Origin of the sequence: Paenibacillus odorifer (assembly GCF_000758725.1) — a bacterium.
GTDB classification, from domain to species: Bacteria; Bacillota; Bacilli; order Paenibacillales; family Paenibacillaceae; genus Paenibacillus_AQ; species Paenibacillus_AQ odorifer.
In genome coordinates this window covers 3,123,736-3,141,922 of record NZ_CP009428.1, presented here as the reverse complement: position 1 = coordinate 3,141,922, position 18,187 = coordinate 3,123,736, and the positions used below count along the sequence as shown (strand labels likewise).

Below are 18,187 nucleotides of genomic sequence, written 5' to 3'. Positions count from 1 at the left end.
CTGAAAACGATTCTATAATTTCAGTTGATTTTTCAAGGCTGCAATATCAGAAGCCGCAGGCTGGTCTTCTCCGTATCTAACTTTTTCATATATTTCAATCAATTGTTCTGACGCAGCTATAGAATCTTCATCTCCCTTACGTTTATGCTTGTTACGATCTCCCCATAGCAAAACATCCCTTTTTGTTTCCTGCGGCGTAAGATAACTTTTCATTTCATAACCGTTATCGCGCTTTATATTTAGCCACCGCCGATAAAGCCAACGTACACGTTCCTGCTCGCCATTCATCTGTTCCCAGCGATCCTTTCGATGTTTTGAAGGAAGACGTGAGCTCCAGAAATCCTTCAACCCTCGAACGGTTTGTTCCCAAGTAAAGACGCTTTTCTCTTCGTCAAGATATGCTGTATTATTCTTAGGGGCATGTTCCCTACGTAACATCGATAACAATGCATCTATGGCTCTCCGCCACTTTTCTCCAGCATTTCTGTACAACCAGCGAAGTGCATAATAGGCTACAAACCCCAATAATACCGCTGCCAAAATATAGAATCCATACTCTAGTATAATAGCTAGCCAGCCCCGCTTTTGCTCGCCGACAGGCGGTAACATCGGAGTTGCTGGCGGCAATTCTGCTGGCGGAGGCTCTGGTTCTTTTGTGCCAGAAAATAACTGATTAATAAAATTGAAAAATGAGCGTAAGAGTCTCCATACCAGTGTTCCTATAGCTTTGCCGACACCTGCTGCTAGTACAGCTGCAATAACTCCAATCACAATGACATATATACGATTATTCCGTTGTATCCCTTTGGGCAGCGTTTCATTCTCTACAGTAAGTGCGCTGTATCGTATATAGCTGCTATTAGAAATAAGTAAAGTCAGTATTAAATACAGACTGCCACACCAGGTCAATAACGGCACACTTGGCTCCAATTCAGGAACTCTATGAAACGCTATAGTAGCTACAAAATAGATTATTATACCTATCCAAAACATTCTGAATCTATTATTTCTAGAGTCTACCGTCATCCCTAAAAATGTACATATAAATCCAGCCACACCTAAGGGAAGGCTTTCGATGGATAAACTCCCTGAAACCGCACCTAATAATACCCCGAGGATTAAGGCGGCAAGCAATTGCTTCCATCTTACATTGCAAAAATTGCGCAAAAGAATGCCCGCTAAAGCTAGTATAGGCAGCGCAATCAACCATATTTGTTCATCTTGTTGGGGCAACAAATAAATCTGAAATAGAACCCAAACCGGTAGAAATAGCAACAATTCAATAACAGACCACAACCAGAGTTTGACTGTTTCCCTTACATAGCCAGACAACGTAAGCTTCATGCGCTCTCTCTCCCTTGTTCCGGAATATCCAGCCATTCCACACCATTGCCTTGCTGCATTAGGAGATCCGTCGCCTTTTGCAATTCTGCTCCTCTATGGCAGCTTATGATTAGAAAGTCTGTGTCACTAATTCCACTCTCAACCTGCAATTCCAATAGTCGACTCATAGGAAGTGTTCTATCCAGCTTCAGCCTTGCCAGCAGCTCTAACATATCTTCGAGCTGAGCCATCGGCTCTGCTTCAATTGGATCTCTTTCGCCAGCATCGTCCAATCTGCCATTACAGATTAATCCGGTCTCAATTCCATGCTGCATTGCGTATTCAGCTATAGTCGCTGCATATCTTATTCCTTGCTCGATTCGTTCCACATCAGTCACCGTTCTCCACATGGAATCACTGTCCTCTATATTCAGACAGATGACGAGCCGGGAGTCAGCAGTATAATCTTTTTTATGAACCTGCATAACACCAGTACGTGCTGTAGCCTTCCAGTTTACCAATCCCATAGAATCTCCTGAGCTATACTCACGAATGCCAGCAGTCAGAAAAGGGTCTTCAACGATCCATCTTTTCACAGGAAGCTCACCCAGCCAGCTATGAATGGGTAATGGAAGCTCGTCTAGATTCAGCAGAACGGGATAGATCAATAACTCTAACTCGAGTGGATACGTTTTGTTTTTTCGAGTCAAACCAAATGGATCTCCCGTTGTCATAGTCACGGATTCCAAACGATATAAACCACGACGCTCACATGTTACTTGATGCCGTCTTTTAATATGACGATAAGATTTTAAATAGAATAAACTAATATGATTCTGAGAGATTTCTCCTGTACTAATCCCAAGATTATCCTGACTTCCAAATTCCAGACCTCTCGCAATACTAGACTCCAATCGGAGCCACGGCAAAGGAAGAAGTTTCGCATTAACGATCTCCTCGATCATCTCAATACGTTCTCCTTCATATGCAGTCTTGCGCGAAAAATAGCGAGAATAACTAAGCGCTTTCAGGCCATTCCGTTTATAAATGTCAGCAAGAAGTAACACCAACGCCACTGTAATGAAAATGAACCAAGGCAAAGCCATAGGTCATTCCACCTTTCCGCCTCTTAAGGACGTCACGGGTTCAGCAGGCACCTCAACTTCACGAAGCACTTGCAATACAATATCCGCGGCTTGTCCCTCTCTTGAGCCTAATCCCCGATGAAGCAGCAGACGATGTGCAAGCACGGAAACAGCCACGGCTTTGATATCATCCGGTGTTACATAGGACCTGCCTTGAATAAGTGCATATCCCTGAGCAGATCTAAGCAACGCGCCACTAGCACGTGGACTCGCCCCCAGTTTTACTGCCGTAGATTTGCGGGTAGCTTCCGTTATCCGTACGATATAACCTAATAAATCATCACTGATACTTACCGATGCGGCTAAACGCTGTGCGGCTTGAATATCTTGTGCCGTTGCTACAGGAAAAGACTCTTCGAGCGGATTATTCTCACGAAAACGCTGTAAAATATGTATCCCTTCATCGAAGGTAGGATAACCCGTAGTAATCCGCATCAAAAATCGATCTAACTGAGCCTCAGGCAGTGGGAAGGTCCCTTGGTTGTCTATCGGATTCTGAGTAGCAATGACAAGAAATGGTGCTTCTAATCTGTGCGTTACGCCATCGATAGTAATTTGCCGTTCCTCCATACACTCTAATAGGCTGGATTGAGTTCTAGGTGTTGCACGATTAATTTCGTCAGCCAGCAGTATATTAGCAAATACCGGACCCGGTCTGAACTGAAACTCTCCCGTCTTCTGATTGTAATAGTTGATCCCGCTTAAATCAGAAGGCAATAAATCCGGTGTAAATTGAATGCGCTTAAATGAACAATCTAATGATTTGGCAAGAACCTTTGCGAGCAAGGTTTTACCCGTTCCTGGTACATCTTCCAGCAGAACATGTCCATTCGCAAGTAATGCGGTCAGCAGCAGGTCTACTCCATCCTCTTTTCCTACAATGACTTTGGCAAGATTGGCCCTAATAGATTTGATAAGTTCAGTAACTTCTTGAAGATTCATGTGAATGCACCATCCAATCTGAGGATAATTATGTAATAAGTGCTTTAATCATAACAGAAAGCGTACCCAATTTATAATTCACACAAAAAAGGCACTGTCCATAATTAGACAGCCCCCGTCATCCTTTCGATTTTCATTTCACAGTCTTATGCCGATATCGAATGAAAGCTACAATCCCATAAAAGATAGGTATGCTTTCTACGATTAGCCAAATGATCACAATTGCAAAGCTTTTATAGTGTTCGTAATATCTGCCGACGTTTCGTGAATATAAGTATGCTATTGTCACTGAAGCCAGTGTTAAAAGAGGAACGTAAATTTTTTTACCATTAGTATTGAACAAACTCGATAGACATTTTGAAGCTATGTAGATAAGGAAAGAGCTGTGAATAAACATAGATGACGACCATATTCCAATCAAAAGCGGGTCAGTATTCCCTAATAAATTCTCTTCTTTCGAACTACGCACCATCTCAAGAAAAGGATATTGGAGCTGCTGACCAAGATGTGGACCAAAACTCAGCATCGTCAATATCCATCCAATTAAGACAGTGATTGATACATAGAGCTGTGCAAATACCAATCTTTTTAACATCTTTGCTTCAATTTTTAAATCAGGTGCAACGAACAAGAGAACAATCCATTCTCCAAACCATGACATGACCACAATAGAGTCTTTCATGGCGATTCCAGGATCATGATAATGAATAAAAGCTGGTAACATATTAAAATCCGCGTTCGAAAGGAACAAATTAAATAAAATGATCGTGGTTATTAGAAAAATAATAAATAATCCGTCGGCCATATATGTAATCGTTACAAAACCTAGACTTGCTGTGTACATAATCACCAAACCAATTACAAGCTGAATAAACAGCGGCGGAGTTCCTCTTAAATAATTTGAACCAAAGAATAGTACAAAGTTCTCTATATCGTAAGAAACATAATAAACACACCAGCATAGTAGGACCAGTAGCATAAATTTATGTGGCCATTTGCCAATGATCTCTTTTCCAAAGTGAACCCAAGCTTGATTAGGTCGCAGCTTACCAACATAGATTGTAAACCATAATAAAATCAAGCCTAATAAAGAGCCAACTATTAATGCAATCCAGCCTTGATAGGAGGAACTAGCAATAATAGTTGGAATCAAAAAAATGGTGGTTTGTGAGCTGAAAAAAATAGTGATAAACCGGAACAGCTGCCACTTTGTTGTACGCATAACTTTTCCTTCCTCAGTTCTTTATTTTGCTGTTCCAAAATCTACAATGCGAAAGTCCGTTGCCACCTTAATATCTGCCTCGTGAGTGTAGTAATTATCCCAACGTTCTCTTACTTCCTTCCAAAGTTTCGGATCATTCCATTCCAGTAACATGCCGAATTGTAGAACATCCGCACCTGCTTCTTGGGATAAACGTATAGCTTCGGTCAGATTAGCAGTAATTTTATCGCTTAGTTTCTCTGTAATGATATTACTGATCTCTTCTAGATTTCTTTTCTTAGGGTCCCTTAAATAAATCACACTAGCTTTTCCTTTTAATTTCACTGTGAACACTGGGCCTTTATCCGTTAGTTTTACTTTCTTTGAAGCTTTGGTGCTAACAAATACAACACTTGCCGCACTTTCTCCTCCATCCCAGGTAACAGAATAAACCGACAGCTTAAGCTTGCCTGCGGCCCATGCCAATGCCCTACCTTCTTTAAGCTTTAGTATTCCCTTCATTTTCTCATTCTGAAACAACATGGCCCCTTGAATGCCTGCCCAATATTGTGGTTTACCTTCTTTTGTAGTTTCCTCTTTTTTACCAAATGAAAGATTATTTATAGCAAACCCAACTCCAGATGCCTCGGCGAACAAGCAGTCCTTGATTGTAGTTGAAAACATATATTTTTCTGTTCCAAAGCTCATTAGTACATCAGAAGGCAATTGTTCGTAGATAGGTGTTAATGTATTCATCTCTTTGGCACTGCCGGGACTCGCCATGACATAGGTTCCAAGGGGAAGGGCTGGCTCTCGTCTAATCCATAACAGAAGTTCACCGATTCCTTGTTCTGCATAAGCTTTCCCTAAGACGATTATTTTTAATTGGGAAAGACTAAGCTGACGTGTTAGGTCTTTTTGGACTAGTAACATGGCATCTGCTATCGTATCTGCGGTCTTGGAAACTGTAGAATAACTATTTCCATCGCCGCCACCACTAGCGGGTTGGCTTGATGAGTTAAGACGATTGGGCAAAGGAGAGTTAATCGTAATTTCAACGGTGCCTGCTTCTTTGCCTACATCTATAAACAAGCCGTATACAAAGGTTAATTCGTCCAGTTCCACCTTGGACGACCAGCAGCCTGTTACATTTAGGAGTAGAAGTATAACAACTCCAATTTTTAGAGTTCTCATTTTTGTTTCTGTCTCCTTAGATTCCTGTTGCTATAAATGTTGCTTCGTTTCTTCATATAGTTAGAGGGAAAACGAGATAATGTGTCCTTCCAGTCTTGTAACACCAAAGGAGCAACGGGTTGTAAATACGGTGAACCTAACGGCCTAAGATTAGCCAGATGCCCGTAAATCAAAAAGGCTGTAATATATACCCCGAGTAATCCCATCGTCCCCCCCATAATCAATAAAGGGAAACGAAGTAAACGAAAAGTCAAACCCAGCTCATAATGGGGAATGATGTAGGTGGCAATTCCGGTAATAGAAACAACAATGACCATTGGAGCAGATACAATTCCTGCTTGTACCGCAGCTTGACCGATGACTATACCCCCAATAATAGAAACGGTCTGGCCCACAGGCTTTGGTATTCGGGTTCCAGCTTCTCTAAGGGCCTCGAAGGTAAGCTCCATGATTAAAGCCTCAGTCAAGGCTGAGAAAGGAATATTCTCTCTGGCAGATGCTATCGTAATTAACAGGTTTGAGGGAATGATCTGAGGATGAAAGGTTGTAATCGCAACATAAAGCGATGGAAGAATCATGGATATGATGGAGAACACAAATCGAACGATTCGAATCCAGCTTGCTGCATAGAAGCTTTGATAATAATCCTCAGAGGATTGTAGCATTGTAAAAAAAGATGTAGGTGCAATCATTGCAGTGGGTGTGCCATCCTGTAATATTCCAATCCGGCCTTCCATTAAAGAAGCTGCCACCGAGTCGGGGCGTTCTGTATATTGAAATACCGGAAATGGTGTCAAGTTCCCCTTCCGCAATTGTTCCGATATATAACTAATGCCCAATATTCCGTCAATTTCTATTTCATTTATTTGCTTTTCAATTTCAGCAAGAACTTCTTTTTTATAAAGACCTTCAATGTATACAACATACACATCGGTTTTTGTATATTTACCAATCGTATAATGAATAGTCTTTAGATCCGGATGTTTAATTTTGTGTCGGAGCAGGGACAGATTCGTTTCAATATCTTCAATAAATGCCTCTTGAGGTCCAATCACCACAAGTTCATTTTGTGATTCCGTGACCGATCTTTTCTGATATTGCGTGATCTCAAAATAATAAACATAAGGAAGCTCTTCAAAACAAAGCACTACTTTTCCAGCGACGATCAGATCTACAGCCTTGTTTAAGTCAAACTCCTTAAGATACGGGATTGGAAAAACAGCTCCTCGATCCAGTCGTTCTAAAAAATCAGACCATTTGTGCTCTGAATTTGCTTCATTTCTTAGCGGCAATGCAATATCCTTATGAAGACTCAGGGAATTCACAATGAATGGGATATAGATCAAGTGGCAGGAATGCCCGTGAAGGCGAATGGATTGAAAAACTGCATCACTAGATCCCTCTAGTTGTTCTTTAATTGTTTCAATAATTCCAGACATCTGCGGCATACCTCCAAGATTGTGACTTGTTAATCTGGCTTAGTTTGCCAATGAAATGGAAGGTTTATTCTTATATCAGAGCAAAAAGGCATGAGTCCGGTATAGTACCGAACTCATGCCCATCAAACCCCTAGATTTCAAATCAAGGAAATGTAGCACCAATATTAGTTCCGCTAGGTGTTCCAGATCCGATTAGGTCGCTACCCCCAGTTAATTTGAGGAAACTGCCCAGACTAAAAGATCCATCAGCATTTCGCACCACTGAAGGCGTAAGACTTACAAAATCAGCGGCACTGGCTACCAAACCCTTGGCATTGGTACTTGCATTACTCTTCCACCACACATTAGTACTTAGAATATCGGTGCCACTTGTTTTATCGCTCGATCCTCCTGCAAAAGACAAGTTGTTCGTAAATTGGTGAGTACCGGTATCAAAAGCAAAGTTACTCTGTCCGTTACTCCAAGAAGTATTATTTGTTAACTGGATGGAACCTGGATTACTGTTGTAAGTGAATCCGTGTTTTTTATTTTGAAATGCGATGCTATTCAGTACAATGTGGTTTACTGCAATCTTTTCACCACCTAGTTTGAATCCATTCCCATCGCTGTTTGCCGTTGAATTTCCATCTGAGGTCTGTCCGTTCTTATAGGAGATACTATTCTTGATCGTCACCACTCCGATGGGGCCTGTTTCTGATTTACTGTAAAGATCCCAGCCGTCATCTGTATTCCATGCAGCTATACATTTATCAAATACGTTACCAGGACCTATAGTCAGCTTAGCAGCAAAACCATCAGCGTCTTCTCCATTATCTGGATCATAATTATCATGAGAGTATACTCCAATGATTTGATTATAGCTCGGCCATTGACTCATGCTGGTCAGAGATGAAGCATAACGGCTGATTTGCAGTCCCGAATCCCGGTTATGATGGGTTTCAACATTCTCAATAATGTTATAGTTCCCGCCAATAAAGAGCCCATTGTCTCCTGAGCCTCTTATTTCTAATCCTTTTACCTTCCAGTAGTTACCGTATATCTGCAAACCACGTTGAGCTGGGTCAAATTGCTGGGCGTAAAAATCCAGTATAGGCTTCTCAGTCCCATATGCAGCGATGTTCTTTCGTGAGTTAGAGCTTCCGTTATTATCTTGTCCAACAATTATTGTTGAAGAATACGTGTAAACCCCTCCACGCATATAGATGGTTTCCCCGGGGGCTACCTTCGTAATCGCTGAGGCCAGTGTGGTTGGACTACCAATTGTTCCTGCGTTGCTGTCCAGACCATTAGGGGCTACATAAATCGAGCCTGCAATTGGTGTTGCAGTGGGGGTTGCGCTTGCTGTTGGAGTAGCCGTAGGAGCTACCGTTGGTGCAATTGTTGGTGCTACGGTAGGCGTAGATGTCGGAGTGCCCGTTGTGATATCGGAGACATTGATATTGTCGAACTTCGCTGCTGTCTTATAAGCTACAAGTCCAATACCTCCTGCCGTCAAATTGTTATCGTGTGCATTTAACTGCAAAACATCATTTACATACATTTTAAGCGAATCTCCACTAAGCTCCAGCCTAACTGTATAGGCAGTTCCAGTGGTTATAGGAACATCAGTTTTACTAGCCAGTGTTGAACTTGAACCATTCACCTTTTTTCGTATTTCAAGCGTCCCACCATTACTGTTAGACAGAGATGCAGCATAATAGTTATTTCCGTCAACATAGCGCCCGCACACATAAGTTCGATTAGTTCCATTGAAATTATCAATCTTCACATCGGCTTGAACACTGTAATCTGTCCACGTGTTGCTACCGGAGAACGAACGTCCTTCGTTTTGACTGGATTGATAATACATATGATTGCCACTCTCTTCAACTACAGACCAAGTTCCTGTTGTACTCGTCCAATTGTCGGCATTTCCATTCTCAAAATCATTGCTAAAAATATTTGCTGCCTGTGCGGTAGGGTTACTCCATACCAAATTACCTAGAACCAGCGAAGTTGTAAGCGTAACCATAATTCCGAATGAAAATTTTCCTTTTAGTTTCACGTGAACATCTTCCTCCTTGTTTTTGTGATTTAAATAAAAAGCGAGGACATTCCTCCAATCCTGTGTCATCTATAACTCCAGCCTAATCTCAACTATAATTAATATTTTGAAGTTGTACAGCTACTTTGTACCCATATTATTACATTTATTTAAATTAATATAAAAAAACACCCTCGATCTCACTCGAGAGTGCCTTATCTATACCCTTAGTTTTGAATTAACGGTTTCAAAACCTTCAGTGAAGCTTGCAATTGCTCCGAACATTGTTCATACATTTTTTTAGCTTTTTCGTTATCTGTTGATAAACTGAACATCTCTAAATCAGCTTCACACTTTTTCAGCAAAGCATATAATTGTGGCTTATCCTGCGGCTGTGGGACTTTAAAGTTATCGGCATACAAATCGACTGTCAGCTCACCATAAGAATCAACTTGTCCAAGAAACACATTTTCAACAGTCAGACCCATTTTTTCAAGGGCACCATCAAGCCAGCTTCGCGTTAGATTTAGAGTATCTAATGGTTTGTCGAGCACTTTACCATCCATAATGACAACTTGTGACTCTTTCTCTGGAGCAACCTTTATACCCAATTGCTTAGGGGTTAGCGGCTGATTTTCACTCTTAAGTAAAACATTTATGGCTCCATCAGATTCCATAATCGCAAATTCCACTTCCGATATATTGAAAACGTCTTTTTTGCGTAACTCCTCCAGCAGTTCATCTGTGGTTAAACGTTCTTTTTTCATGTGATCTTCGAGAATTTTTCCGTCCTTAATTAGTACGGTAGACTTGAAATCAATAAAGTCTCTTGCTTTTTTACTCTTCATCTGAAGGTATTCGATCCCTAAAGAACAAGCTACCCATACAATCAGTGCAATGAGCCCTAAATGCCATAACTTATCCGTATCCAAAGAAATATAAGCGGCTAAGCTGCCGACAGTTATCCCCGTAATATACTCGAAGAACGAGAGCTGCGATACTTGTCTCTTTCCCAGTAATTTTGTTAAAAAGAAAAGTACAACCACAGCAAAGAGCGTTCGAACTATAACCTCCAACCACTCCGGCATTACAAATACCCTCCTTTTTGAATCAAAGCTTGTTTACTAACACTCATTATTTGTCAATAAAGCCGCATTCACTCCGGAATTCCACTACTTATTTATGGAAAATCCTCTATTACTACAAACATGAATTTCTTTCCTGCATAACGATAGATGCATTTGAGGACAATAGCAATCGTCTTGCTAATAATCCAACACAGAGGAGAGAAACTCAATGACAGTAGCCTCACAAGTAAAAACATGTTTATCTTCTTTAAAAGGTGCTCAAGCCAGTCTTGAACAATTTGCACTAGAAACACAAAACGAGAGTGCAAAAACCTTGTTCACAAACGCAGCTGAGCAAACACAACAAATCGTAACTCAAGTAGAGAACCGGGTAACCGAATTAGAGTCCGAAGAGCCTCAATATAAAGGGTTCTAATTAAAGCTAAAGGGGTCTTAGGCTAGAAAAACTAGCTTTAAGACCCCTTTTCATCATGTACAATATTTGAACGAATGCCACGCTTGCCCTTATTAGCCGGAATAAGTATCTGAACAGAAGTGCCAATTCCGACACGACTAAAAATGGTTACGCCATACTCAGATCCATATTGCAGTTTAATCCGCTGATCCACATTACGGACCCCATAACCTGTATTCGTATGGCCCTTTGGATCAAAAATTTGATCAATACGTTCCTGTCTCATGCCGATTCCATCATCAATGATGCGGAACAGAATATCATTGCCCTCTTTACGCCCAACAATGCGTAAATGAATGTGGTCACCACACCAGGCGTGCTTCAGCACGTTCTCGATAAATGGTTGTAAAATCAGTTTTATGGTCTCATAAGGCCAGATTTCTGTATCAAAATCAAACATAACTTCCAGACGATCACCGTATTTAATTTTCTGAATTTCTAAATAAGCGTTAGCCTGTTCAATTTCAGTGGGGACCGGAATCATGGTACGTCCTTCATTAAGCGTCAGGCGATAAAACTTCGCTAATTCCAGCACCATCTGCTGCAGCTTCTCATTTTGACCAAACTTGGCTAATTGAATAATAGAAGATAACGTATTATATAGGAAATGAGGATTGATTTGTGATTGTAGAATTTCAAGCTCTGCTTCCTTCTTCTGAAGCTGCGTCAAATATACTTCTTTAATCAACATATCGATATTCTCGCCCATATCATTTAACGCGGTTGCAATCTGAGAGAATTCATCCTTACCTCGATAGGAAATACGCTTGTGAAGATCACCTTCCCGATAGGCATTCAGCACGTACACGAACTTATTAATCCGAATTGAAAAATATCGGGATATAAATATGCCGACAAAACTAAAGACAATACAACAGATGAGACACATTGAAATAATAAACAGTCGTACCTTCACTGCATCCTGTTCAAGTATTGTAATTGGAACTAGCGCGTTTAATTGCCAAGCTTGGTTAGAAACCGTAACTGTTTCACTAATCGTCAGGTAATCCTTATTAAGTTCGGCTTCATTGGTATAGTGCTCTGGTAGTTCTCCCGATTGGTACATCGTTCTTCCGAACTCGTTTTTTAAAATTAGAATACTTCCTTTTCCTATCTTCGTATAATTCACACTATTAAACAGATCTGGAATGCCTACATTAATCCGCAAGAAGCCAATCTCCTTAGGCACGAGAGGGTCGTATGTATCTATTAATCTACGGAGCAACGAGATCCGATTATTTTCTACATCGCGCTCGATCTGCCACCATTTCATAGTCTCCGCGTATTTCTCGGTTGGAAAATCATAATACCAGGATTTCCCTTCAATCCGTTTCATATGGTAAAGATGATAGAAGCTACTATTATCCAGATAGCCCTCAAGTGAATTCGAATAGATCTCAGGAATGGATTCATTCTTTAAAAATAGCGACATCCCAATCCTCATACCCGTTGATTGAATAGCTACGTCCAGCTTTGGAAGTACCTTCATAGACATCCTATCATAATTTTCCCAGCCTTCTTCATAACTTCGCAAATTCCGATAGAAATCATAATCACTATATAATTGCGTTGATATCCGAATAACTTCCCCCATTTTATAATCAATATTATCGCGAATCTGCAACAACGTACCTTTAATATTCGAACTTGTATGCTCGCGTAATGAATCATTGTACATAGAGTGAGAGACAAAACCGATCACGGATACAGGGATAATAATGAAAAAAATATAGGTCAGCATTAATTTATACCCTATCGGCACATACTTATGTTTTCTTCTTGGTTGTTTCATGCAACATCATCCCCCATCACTTCTCCCGCTTACGATACTCCATAGGTGTCATACCATAGGCTTCTTTGAACTGTCTGCTGAAGTAAGGAAGATAACGGTAACCTACCTGGCTCGCGATTTCATAGATTTTACACTTCGGATCTTTCAAAAGCTTGCCTGCTTGTTCCATTCGCAGCTGAATGAGTACTTCGCTGAACGTTTTCCCAGTTTCCTCTTTAAATAGATATCCCAAATAGTTGGGTGAGAAAGAGAACTGCTGTGCAATATCCTTTAACGTAAAATTCTCGCTCATCTTATCCTTCATCATTTGCATAATTTCTCTAATCAGTTTATTGTTCACTGACTCTGTTTTGCTTCGTAGGTACTCGGATATTTCAAACGTTTTGAGTACAAGCCAAGAGCGTATATCACTGATCGTATCGAATTGAAGCAAAATATCTAAACTATGTAACTCCATACCTAAGATTTCAAATAAATCCTCGCTAACCTCCTTCAACTGCTGATCCAGCTTCCATATAATATACATGGCTAGATTATGAATCGTAAATTTAGATCTTAGACTACTCACGGATCTGAACAGCTTATCGATCTCATCATAAATAAGGACTAACTCATATTCTTTCATCGCTTTAAAAAGCGTATCCATACGGGTATCCAACGTACGGGCATCAATCATTCCAGGTTCGCTGCTAACCGTTTCATACATAATAAGTTTGCCTTTGCCAAGAAACATCTTTCCGTCAACGGCTTCCATAGCTTGCCGATAGGAGGTGTGGACCTGTTCCATAGCAAATGTAGGCTTCCCTACACCTACGGTCATAGTGACAGGAAATTTTGTACGAATCGAGTCATAAATTTCTTCAATAAACCTCTCCATCTCCTGTTCGTTAATCAACAACGCGATTCGATAAGACGATACCTTATAGCAATGAGGCATCCCGTGCTTCTGAGCAATTGTATTCACTTCATATAGAAAGTCCTTGGACATTAGATGTTTAGTTAGATTATCTTGTTCTTGAAACCAGTTGAAATAGTCCAGCTCCAAGACCGCCACACGTATAGGCCATTCCAGCTTATCCAGACCGTAAGATTTCATAAGCTTCAACATTCCAGCTTGAGTATCCCCCTCCCATTCCCCTTCAAACAAGCGGATCAACAAATCATTTTTGGCCATAGGAATCATATGCTGATAAGCTTCTTCAACGTCACGCCGTTTACTTTCATCATCTAAATCCTGCTTAACTTTCTGAAGTGCAGCAATAAGTTCCTTGTCATCCATTGGTTTAAGGACATAGCTATACGCTTTTAGCGAAAGCGCCTGTTTCACATAACTGAAATCCTGGTAACCGCTTACAAAAATCACACGTATATCGTTTTTTTTCTCTATGGCAATCCGAGCCAGCTCTAGACCCGACATATTCGGCATATTCACATCACTAACAATAATATCAATAACATGCTGTTCTAAAATATCGCATGCGGTAAACGCGTTATTCGCTGCCTCCACGACCTGCATCCCCAGTTCATTCCAAGGAATGAATTGTCTCATGCCTTCAAGATCAAGCATCTCATCGTCTACTAATAATACGTTGTACATCAACACAATCCTCCTTTGAAATGTTTTTAAACCAACCTGCTGAATTCTACTAACCAATCTTTTTCAGTATACCATTCATTCTCTTACCTAACAGCTTATAAAGCAATGAGCACTAGAAATGGGACGTAAAAACGAAGGCTCGCTAAATAGCAAACCTTCGTATTACAAATTATTATTTACCTAAAGCTTTCTTATTTTCTGTCCATACTTTTGTTACATAATCGAGGAATTTCTCATAGCCAACCTTGATAGAATCTTCATGTGCTTTATCAAGAATTGCTAATGCTTCTGCATCAGTCTTCGCATACATAGATTTTGCTCTTGCTGTTAACCAGATATCTCTGACACTTTGTCTAATAATACCTTCTTCACTGTCTGGAGCCGGATCCCAATTCAGGAACTCCGTAAAGTCACCTTGTGAAGCCCAAGTAACTTCCATCTGCCAACGGTTACTAAAGTCAATCTTGTCAGCTGGAAGGGTTTGCAACATCATTTTCTTTGTATTATCCAAGAAAACTGTATTACCTACCCATACCAAGTCACCGGCTTTTCCGCTAATTTCGGACAGAGCTTCTGGCTCATTCAGATACTTATCTTTATTAAATTTAGGAGTAAGTCCATCTGCTTCAAATCCATCCCAATAACCATCTGGTCCTGGAGGACCCCAGTTAAGAACCATAGAACCTTCTGGTCCTGTCATCCAGTCAAGCATAGCGAATACAGCCTCTGGATTTTTAGCGTTTTTAGTGATTGTAGCAACGTTCCAACCTAACTGATTGTACGTTCCTGGAGTAATCTTACTTTGATCCAAACCAGCTTTGTAAATCGGTTTAATAAACATATAACCAGCTTCTGGATCCGTCTTCTTCATCTCTTCATCAGCAGTGGCGAGCAATTTCATTGGATCAAAAGTCGCAATAACAGCAAACTTGCCATTCATCGCTTTCTCTCTAATTTGATCTTCTGTTTGTGTATTCGCATCCTGCGTCATTAGCTTCTCACGCATTAATTTAGCAGCAAATACAACAGACTCACGGAATCCTTCATCCTTGTATATCGAACCCATTTTGTCGCCATCAGGTACGGCGTATATTCTAGTATACGACAGATTATTCTCTTTAAAAGAGGAAAATAACTGGTCAATTCCGTTACCATCTCTCGCTAAGCCTGTCTCGAACGGAATAACGTCAGGGAACTTCGCCTTAACAGCATTTAAATATGCATACAAATCATCTGTCGTTTCTAGCTTAGGAGAACCAAGCTCTTTGTAAATCTTCTTATTAATAGCATAACCGGCATTTCCGTTTGGTTGAGTTGTATAATAATTCGGCAGCTGATAAATCTTCCCATCAGGGGAACGAAGTAATTCCAAATGTCCAGATGTTAGGTATTTCTTAAAGTTTGGATATTTATCAATATATTCATCTAAAGGAACTAGCATATCCGCTTGGCGAAGACGTTCTACGTCAGCACCTTTCTCGGTCCACACAATATCCGGCAGCTCGTTACCAACGATCATCGTTTGTAGCTTTTGAGCGTTATTACCACCAGAGCTAATTCCTGTGACATTAATCTTCAGATTATCTAAAATCCATTTAGAAGCAGCATCTTTGCCCCATTTCGGCATTTGATACCAGCCGTAATTTCCGTAGAATGAGACTTCAAGCGGTTCTTTCCCTAATTCATACAAATCAGCCGCGGGAGCTTCAGTTGCTGTGTTGACCGCTGTTCCTCCTTCTTTCTCTGGTTCAGCAGTTGCCGCTGGAGCGCTTGAATTGTTGCCACTACAACCCGCCACCAAAGTCGTTAATAGCAAGGTAGACATCATACCGAGAAGCATCTTTCTCTTAGTCTTCAATGTATTTTCCCCTTTCAATTTGTAATCTATGTTCAAAGCAATACGCTCTAAACCCAATCTCATTCTATCATCCTACTCTTTTAATGATCCGACCAAGACCCCTTTAACGAAGAATCTTTGTAGGAATGGATACACACATACAATCGGAATGGTTGCAACCATGATCGTAGCCATCGTTAATGACTTCGAGGTTATTTTCTTAGCCGAGTTAATATGAGCAATGGAGCTTGCATCTACATTAGACAGCTGTTCTGAAGCAATATTAGAGAACAGTATCTGTCTTAAGATGGTCTGAATCGGCATTAACTCCTCTTTCGTAATGTAAATACTCGCTACGAACCACTCATTCCAGTGATTTACTGCTGTGAACAAAGATAATGTTGCTATAACTGGCCCCGACAAAGGAAGTACAATGCGGACAAAAGTCCCCCAATACCCGCAACCGTCAATCTTTGCTGACTCCTCTAAACCTTGTGGAAGACCTTGAAAGAAGGTCCGGAATATGATCATATTCCATACGCTGACCAGTGCAGGAATAATAAACACCCAAAATGAGTTGAAGAGACCTAAACTTCTGATAAGCATGTATGACGGAATGAGTCCCCCACCGAAATACATAGTAATGATACACATAATCATGTAGTATTTGCGACCCATCAGTTCACGCTTCGACATTCCATAAGCGAATATCGAAGTGGCCAGTATCGCTGTTACTGTACCGATTACCGTCCGCAATGTAGCAATGACGAATCCACCCATTAGACGGGAATCTTCAAAAACGATCTTATAATTCTCAAGCGTGAACTCACGGACCCAGAAAGTAACTCCGCCTTTCGAAGTATCCATCCCCTCATTAAAGGAAATAACAAGTGAATTCCAAAATGGATAAAAAGCAGAAAATGCCAGTAAAGTCAAGAATACATATATGAATCCTATAAATATTCGATCTCCTATATTAATACGTTTCATAGTTTGGTCCCCCTATATTGAGTAATTCATTACCACAAGCTGTTCCCTGCTCTTCTGGCAATGAAGTTGGCAAAGGTAAGTAATGTCACGCTGATCACGGCCTTGAACAATCCGATAGCAGTCGCATAGGAGTACCTGAAATTGTCTATACCGACACGTACAACATATACATCAACTGAATCTGACACTTCTCGTAGTGCTGGATTAGAAGCTAGGATCAAAATATCTTCGAATCCTGCATTCACCAGATTACCGATTGCCAAAATCATAAAGATGATTACAACTGGCATAATTGAAGGCAACGTAATCAAATATATCTGTTTAAACCGACTTGCACCATCCATCGAAGCCGCTTCATATAAATGCGGGTCAATACCAGCAATGGCAGCTAAATAGACGATTGAAGCAAATCCAATTTCTTTCCATACATTGGTTGTAACTAAAATGCCCCAGAAATATTCAGTCATGGAAAGGAAGTTGATCGGTTCATCAATAAATTTCAATTTCTCAAGCAGCATATTTATACTGCCGTTATCTACAGATAACATCGAGGTAACCATTGAGCCGATAACTACCCAAGATAAGAAGTGAGGCAAATATGTAACGGTCTGAATAACCCGTTTAAAGAACATCTTACGAACTTCGTTCAGCATTAACGCCAAAATAATCGGTGCAGGAAATCCAAAACAAAATTTCAGTAAGCTGATGATGATTGTATTTTTCATAACCACTTCAAATTCAGGTGCATTAAAAAAGTAAATAAAGTGCTTAAAGCCAACCCAGTCACTGCTAATAAAACTATTCCCTAACTTGTAATCCTGGAATGCAATTAGAATCCCATACATGGGGATATAGGCAAAAATAAAAACTAGAACAAGTGCTGGTAATACCATAAGCTGTAGATCTATTTGCTTAAAAAAGCGTCTGATCCCGCTAGTTCGTTGCTTGTTGAGATTCGGTCCGGATCTCTTGTCTGGTGCGACGCTTGCGTTCGCCATAGGTGAATCCTCCTTGTGATGATTTTGAAGATATGTACAGATAATTAATGTCCTTTCTCCCTCCGCTATAGTTGCAACATTTATAAAATAATCATAAGGTTTAAGCGCTTTCAAAAATATATGACAAAACAACTATTATTGATACTTTGACACTCTCTTGCATT

Annotated in this window: 14 protein-coding genes; 1 reads left to right on the top strand and 13 read right to left on the bottom strand. The window is 40.4% G+C overall.

Annotated features, from left to right (window positions below):
• Positions 1-12: 12 nt before the first annotated feature.
• The 8 genes from PODO_RS13645 to PODO_RS13610 all read right to left on the bottom strand — a co-directional run bounded on the left by PODO_RS13645 (position 13) and on the right by PODO_RS13610 (position 10,355).
• Entirely contained in the window at positions 13-1,344 is a 1,332-nt protein-coding gene (locus tag PODO_RS13645; protein ID WP_038570744.1) for an FUSC family protein, read from the bottom strand.
• Positions 1,341-2,429 carry a DUF58 domain-containing protein gene (locus PODO_RS13640; RefSeq protein WP_036678226.1) on the bottom strand — a complete coding sequence of 363 codons (1,089 nt, stop codon included), beginning with the start codon at positions 2,427-2,429 and terminating at the stop codon, positions 1,341-1,343. Before PODO_RS13640 ends, PODO_RS13645 begins: the two co-directional genes overlap by 4 nt.
• 3 nt (positions 2,430-2,432) lie before the next feature.
• Positions 2,433-3,410 (bottom strand): AAA family ATPase, encoded by a 978-nt coding sequence (locus tag PODO_RS13635; RefSeq protein WP_038570741.1) that lies wholly within the window; start codon positions 3,408-3,410, stop codon positions 2,433-2,435.
• Between the two features lie 133 nt (positions 3,411-3,543).
• Positions 3,544-4,632: a GerAB/ArcD/ProY family transporter gene (locus tag PODO_RS13630; protein WP_038570738.1), complete on the bottom strand. Its 1,089-nt coding sequence runs from the start codon at positions 4,630-4,632 to the stop codon at positions 3,544-3,546.
• 21 nt (positions 4,633-4,653) lie between these two features.
• Positions 4,654-5,805 (bottom strand): Ger(x)C family spore germination protein, encoded by a 1,152-nt coding sequence (locus tag PODO_RS13625; protein WP_038570735.1) that lies wholly within the window; start codon positions 5,803-5,805, stop codon positions 4,654-4,656.
• Complete coding sequence (locus tag PODO_RS13620) at positions 5,802-7,244, bottom strand: spore germination protein (RefSeq protein ID WP_411830555.1); 1,443 nt, start codon at positions 7,242-7,244, stop codon at positions 5,802-5,804. The genes PODO_RS13625 and PODO_RS13620 overlap by 4 nt, the downstream gene beginning before the upstream one ends.
• Positions 7,245-7,386: 142 nt before the next feature.
• Entirely contained in the window at positions 7,387-8,622 is a 1,236-nt protein-coding gene (locus PODO_RS13615) for a right-handed parallel beta-helix repeat-containing protein (protein WP_038574432.1), read from the bottom strand.
• Positions 8,623-9,494: 872 nt separating this feature from the next.
• A complete protein-coding gene (locus tag PODO_RS13610) occupies positions 9,495-10,355 on the bottom strand; it encodes a DUF421 domain-containing protein (protein ID WP_036678238.1) in 861 nt (286 codons plus the stop codon).
• A gap of 208 nt (positions 10,356-10,563) precedes the next feature.
• Between PODO_RS13610 and PODO_RS13605 the strand changes: the two genes are divergently transcribed.
• A complete protein-coding gene (locus PODO_RS13605; RefSeq protein WP_036678243.1) occupies positions 10,564-10,770 on the top strand; it encodes a DUF1657 domain-containing protein in 207 nt (68 codons plus the stop codon).
• 37 nt (positions 10,771-10,807) lie between these two features.
• On the opposite strand, the gene PODO_RS13600 is transcribed toward PODO_RS13605, so the two are convergent.
• From PODO_RS13600 to PODO_RS13580, 5 genes are all read right to left on the bottom strand, one after another.
• Complete coding sequence (locus PODO_RS13600) at positions 10,808-12,601, bottom strand: sensor histidine kinase (RefSeq protein WP_038570732.1); 1,794 nt, start codon at positions 12,599-12,601, stop codon at positions 10,808-10,810.
• Positions 12,602-12,617: 16 nt separating this feature from the next.
• Positions 12,618-14,198 (bottom strand): response regulator, encoded by a 1,581-nt coding sequence (locus PODO_RS13595; protein WP_036678246.1) that lies wholly within the window; start codon positions 14,196-14,198, stop codon positions 12,618-12,620.
• 172 nt (positions 14,199-14,370) lie between these two features.
• On the bottom strand, positions 14,371-16,056 hold the full coding sequence (locus PODO_RS13590) for an extracellular solute-binding protein (protein ID WP_170914248.1): 1,686 nt from the start codon (positions 16,054-16,056) through the stop codon (positions 14,371-14,373).
• Positions 16,057-16,128: 72 nt separating this feature from the next.
• Positions 16,129-17,025 carry a carbohydrate ABC transporter permease gene (locus tag PODO_RS13585; RefSeq protein WP_036678249.1) on the bottom strand — a complete coding sequence of 299 codons (897 nt, stop codon included), beginning with the start codon at positions 17,023-17,025 and terminating at the stop codon, positions 16,129-16,131.
• Positions 17,026-17,054: 29 nt separating this feature from the next.
• Positions 17,055-18,023 (bottom strand): ABC transporter permease, encoded by a 969-nt coding sequence (locus tag PODO_RS13580; protein ID WP_036678250.1) that lies wholly within the window; start codon positions 18,021-18,023, stop codon positions 17,055-17,057.
• Positions 18,024-18,187 lie beyond the last annotated feature (164 nt).